This window comes from Bartonella tribocorum, from assembly GCF_002778015.1.
GTDB lineage: Bacteria > Pseudomonadota > Alphaproteobacteria > Rhizobiales > Rhizobiaceae > Bartonella > Bartonella tribocorum_B.
Map to the genome: position 1 here is coordinate 1 of NZ_NJPP01000058.1, position 3,995 is coordinate 3,995.

5 protein-coding genes and 1 pseudogene are annotated in these 3,995 nt (G+C 37.8%); all 6 read right to left on the reverse strand.

From position 1 onward, the window contains the following. Positions 1-1,032 (reverse strand): Fic family protein (locus tag CEV08_RS08965; protein ID WP_180753583.1); only part of this gene is annotated, 1,032 nt, incomplete at its 3' end. A 10-nt stretch (positions 1,033-1,042) separates the two neighbouring features. Beyond that, complete coding sequence (locus tag CEV08_RS08970; RefSeq protein WP_100131258.1) at positions 1,043-1,249, reverse strand: antitoxin VbhA family protein; 207 nt, start codon at positions 1,247-1,249, stop codon at positions 1,043-1,045. 163 nt (positions 1,250-1,412) lie between these two features. Next, entirely contained in the window at positions 1,413-3,038 is a 1,626-nt protein-coding gene (locus tag CEV08_RS08975; protein WP_100131261.1) for a BID domain-containing T4SS effector, read from the reverse strand. Between the two features lie 117 nt (positions 3,039-3,155). Beyond that, on the reverse strand, positions 3,156-3,401 hold the full coding sequence (locus CEV08_RS08980) for a hypothetical protein (RefSeq protein WP_100131259.1): 246 nt from the start codon (positions 3,399-3,401) through the stop codon (positions 3,156-3,158). Between the two features lie 10 nt (positions 3,402-3,411). Then, a complete protein-coding gene (locus CEV08_RS08985; RefSeq protein ID WP_100131260.1) occupies positions 3,412-3,618 on the reverse strand; it encodes an antitoxin VbhA family protein in 207 nt (68 codons plus the stop codon). A 163-nt stretch (positions 3,619-3,781) separates the two neighbouring features. Further along, positions 3,782-3,995, reverse strand: a pseudogene (locus tag CEV08_RS08990) (adenosine monophosphate-protein transferase); the annotation flags it as partial.

Genomic DNA, 3,995 nt, shown 5'->3' on the forward strand with positions numbered 1-3,995 from the left:
ACCATAAACAATTTTTGACAATTGCTGGATTTCTTCTCGGCTTTTGTGGACACGGGCGTCTTCTGCAGTGAGTTGGGAAAGTTCAGTTTTTTTCAAAGTGGGTAATGTCTCCTTTGGGATGAGCGTTTTATTTAATTCTTGTGTTTGTGGAACGGTGAAGGTAAATTTATCACCAGGTTTTAATGTTTTGAGTTGTTCTGGTGTAAGATGGTCTTTATTGCCGATGATGTAAGCTCCGTTCATATTGATGGCAAAGCTGTGAAAACCAGTATCTCTATACTGTCCCGTGTACGTCTCACCTTCCTTTGCAACCAGAACAGGATGAGGATTCATATTATATCCCTTATTTCCCATGTTATCCAGAAACTCTCTTAAAAGATCAATTTTTTCTGGATTAGAGATATCTTCAAAAAGATGTTTCATCGGTTCTAGATCACCCTTTACTGCTCCTGCATAATTGACGAGATCCATGCGGTCTTGTGTGATAAGCGAAAAGTCAAGTTGATGGCCTGCGGCTTGAGCAAGTTTTTCAAAAAACACTCGTTGTGTGCGTCTATTACCTTCTATGAATGGACGAATGTAGTTGAGAGAGTTAAATAAGTTTACGGCTTCCAAGTTAAATTCTTCGCGCGTTAAGCCTTGCAAATTATCTTTTTCGGTAAGTGTTTGATCGAATACTTGTAAGCCTTTCGAAATCTCATCACCGATTGCAAAAGACCGATTAAAAAATCCCCGTGCTTGCATGTTAGGCATGACGGCTGTGGTACCATCTTCAAATGTAAAGGGGATATGGCGGGGATGTCCAGCCCATTCAAAGGCATTTTTAAATAACTTATGATGAATAGAGTATAGATAAGAACTATTAAACTGTTCTGGTAGAGGTGCTTCACGCAGATTGATCATTTCTTTTGTTGTATCATGCGCGCATTTTTCCCGAAATTTTTTTAGGGTTTTTATTTCATATTTATTTTTGAGCGTCACTCTTCCAGGATAAATATAATGTTTAGATGAAGGTTTTTTAACTTTTGGCATTTTTATCTCCTTATAATTCAGCGTTGTCCATAAGAGTGTTAAATTCTTCTAGTGAAATATTCCCTTTCGCATATTCGTCTAAAATTTTTAGCGTTGTGGAATGAAGCGTTATTCCCTCTATTGCATGGGTGTTGATGGCGGCGTTAACGTCTTTGCGGCGTTGTTTTAATTCTTCTTCTGTCATCGATAAAAGATTTTCTGTCGTATTTTCTGGCATTTATTCTTCCTTTCCAGTTTTTAAATAATTGTCTTAAATAAGCCTTTTTTAGCAGGCATGTTTTTTCGGGTGTTTAGTCTTTCTTTTTGCAAAGACAGAAGATAACGCTAACCCGTTTTCGTTTATGCGCCCTCCCCATGAAAAGGGAAGGTCTCATCCATTCTTAACTTGCCATAGCGAGTGCATTTGAATGGTTGATTGTGCGTGTGCAAGCTTGCTGGTGTACTTCTTYGACTTGCTTGACGGTTTGTGCAATTTGCTTAGCTTTATTTTCTGATACACCAAGGCTGTGAGCTAATGTTTCATACTCATTATTTTTGATAGCTTTATGTTCATCTGTGGAGAGACGACAGTTGATATTTTTTACGAGGTTGGTCAGCTCTTTTTGAAGTTCAGGATTTTTTGCTAGAGCTTCTTGCTGTAATTCTTTTGGCAAGGAAAAAAGATCTTGCAAGTTTTTACTTGGCATTTCTACGGTTGTTGCAMGGYGACTTTGTTTTGTTGCGTGTTCTTKCGTAATTTCTGCATGTGCATTTTTTACAGCATGTCCAAAATTTACAACAGCATTACAGAGCATATCAATATGATTTTTAGCGTTTGYACGTGYCTGATTTTGTAAGCCGCATAAACTAAAACCAGCAAGATGAGCAATAGAGTCCGGTGCCGTTTCAATCTGATTGGCAAGCTGTTGACCTAAATCTGGATTTTGAATAATTTCGGTCATCTGTTTGTCTAATGTTTTTGAGTTACCATAAATAATTTTTGCGAACTTTTGAATTTGGTCTCGCGTTGTATGGACACGGGCATCTTCTGCAACCATTTCGGAAAGTTCAGTTTTTCCCAAAGGGGGTAACATTTCCTTCGGGATGAGCGTGTTATTTAACTCTTGTGTTTGTGGGACAGTGAAGGTCAATTCATCACCATGTTTTAATGTTTTGAGTTGGTCTGGTGTAAGGTAGTCCTTATTGCCGATGATGAAAGTTCCCTTTACATTGATGGCAAAGCTGTTAAGAGCAGCACCTCTATAAAGTCCCGTGTAAGTCTCACCTTCCTTTGCAACCATAACAGGGAGATTATTCACATTACGTCCCATATTTTCTATGTTGTCCATAAACTCTTTTAAAAGATCAATTTTTTCTGGATTAGAGATATCTTCAAAAAGATGTTGCATCGGTTCTAGATCACCCTTTACTGCTCCCGCAAAACTGGCGAGCGTCATGCGTTCTTGTGTGACAAGCGAAAATTCAAGTTGATGGCCTGCGGCTTGAGCAAGTTTTTCAAAAAATGCTCGTTGTGTGCGTCCATTACCTTCTCTGAATGGATGGATTTTATTGAGAGAGTTAAATAAGTTTGCGGCTTCCAAGTTAAATTCTTCGCGCGTTAAACCTTGCAAATTATTCTTTTGACTAAGCGTTTGATCGAATTGTTGTAAGCCTTTTTGAACCTCATCACCGATTGCAAAAAAATTAGAATGTTCTACGATAGGCATGACGGCTGTGGTACCATCTTCAAATGTAAAGGGGATATGACGCGGATGTCCAGCCCATTCAAAGGTATTTTTAAACAACTTATGATGAATAGAGAATAGATAGGAACTATTAAACTGTTCTGGTAGAGGCTCTTTACGCAGATTGATCATTTCTTTTGTTGTATCATGCGCGCATTTTTTTACAAAGGATGTGTAGTCTTGTATTCCATATTTATTTTTGAGCATGATGCTTTGAGGATAAGTATAATGATGATGTGGAAAGATACTGTCTGCGTCTGGCATTTTTAACTTTTTGTCCATAAGAGTTTTAAACTTCTCTAGTGTAATATTTTCTAGTGGTGAAAGATTTTCTGTTGTCTTTTCTGGCATTTATTCTTCCTTTCCAGTTTTTAAATAATTGTCTTAAATAAGCCTTTTTTAGCAGGCATGTTCTTTCGGGTGTTTAATCTTTCTTTTTGCAAAGGCAGAAGATAAAGCTAGCCCGTTTTCGTTTGTGCGCCCTTCCCATGAAAGCAGATTGATCATTTCTTTTGTTGTATCATGCGCGCATTTTTCCAAAAGGGATGTGTAGTCTTGTATTCCATATTTATTTTTGAGCGTGACGCTTTGAGGATAAGTATAATGATTAGGTGAAGGGGTTCTGTTTTTTTTTGCTTTAGGCATGTTTACCTCCTTATAATTCAGCGTTGTCCATAAGAGTGTTAAATTCTTCTAGTGAAATACTCCCTTTCGCATATTCTTCTAAAATTTTTAGCGTTGTGGAATGAAGCGTTATTCCCTCTATTGCATGGGAGCTGATTGCTGCTTTAACGGCTTGACGGCGTCGTTTTAATTCTTCTTCTGTCATTGATAAAAGATTTTCTGTTGTCTTTTCTGGCATTTATTCTTCCTTTCCAGTTTTTAAATAATTGTCTTAAATAAGCCTTTTTTAGCAGGCATATTTTTTCGGGTGTTTAGTCTTTCTTTTTGCAAAGACAGAAGATAACGCTAACCCGTTTTCGTTTATGCGCCCTCCCCATGAAAAGGGAAGGTCTCATCCATTCTTAACTTGCCATAGCGAGTGCATTTGAATGGTTGATTGTGCGTGTGCAAGCTTGCTGGTGTACTTCTTTGACTTGCTTGACGGTTTGTGCAATTTGCTTAGCTTTATTTTCTGATACACCAAGGCTGTGAGCTAATGTTTCATACTCATTATTTTTGATAGCTTTATGTTCATCTGTGGAGAGACGACAGTTGATATTTTTTACGAGGTTGGTC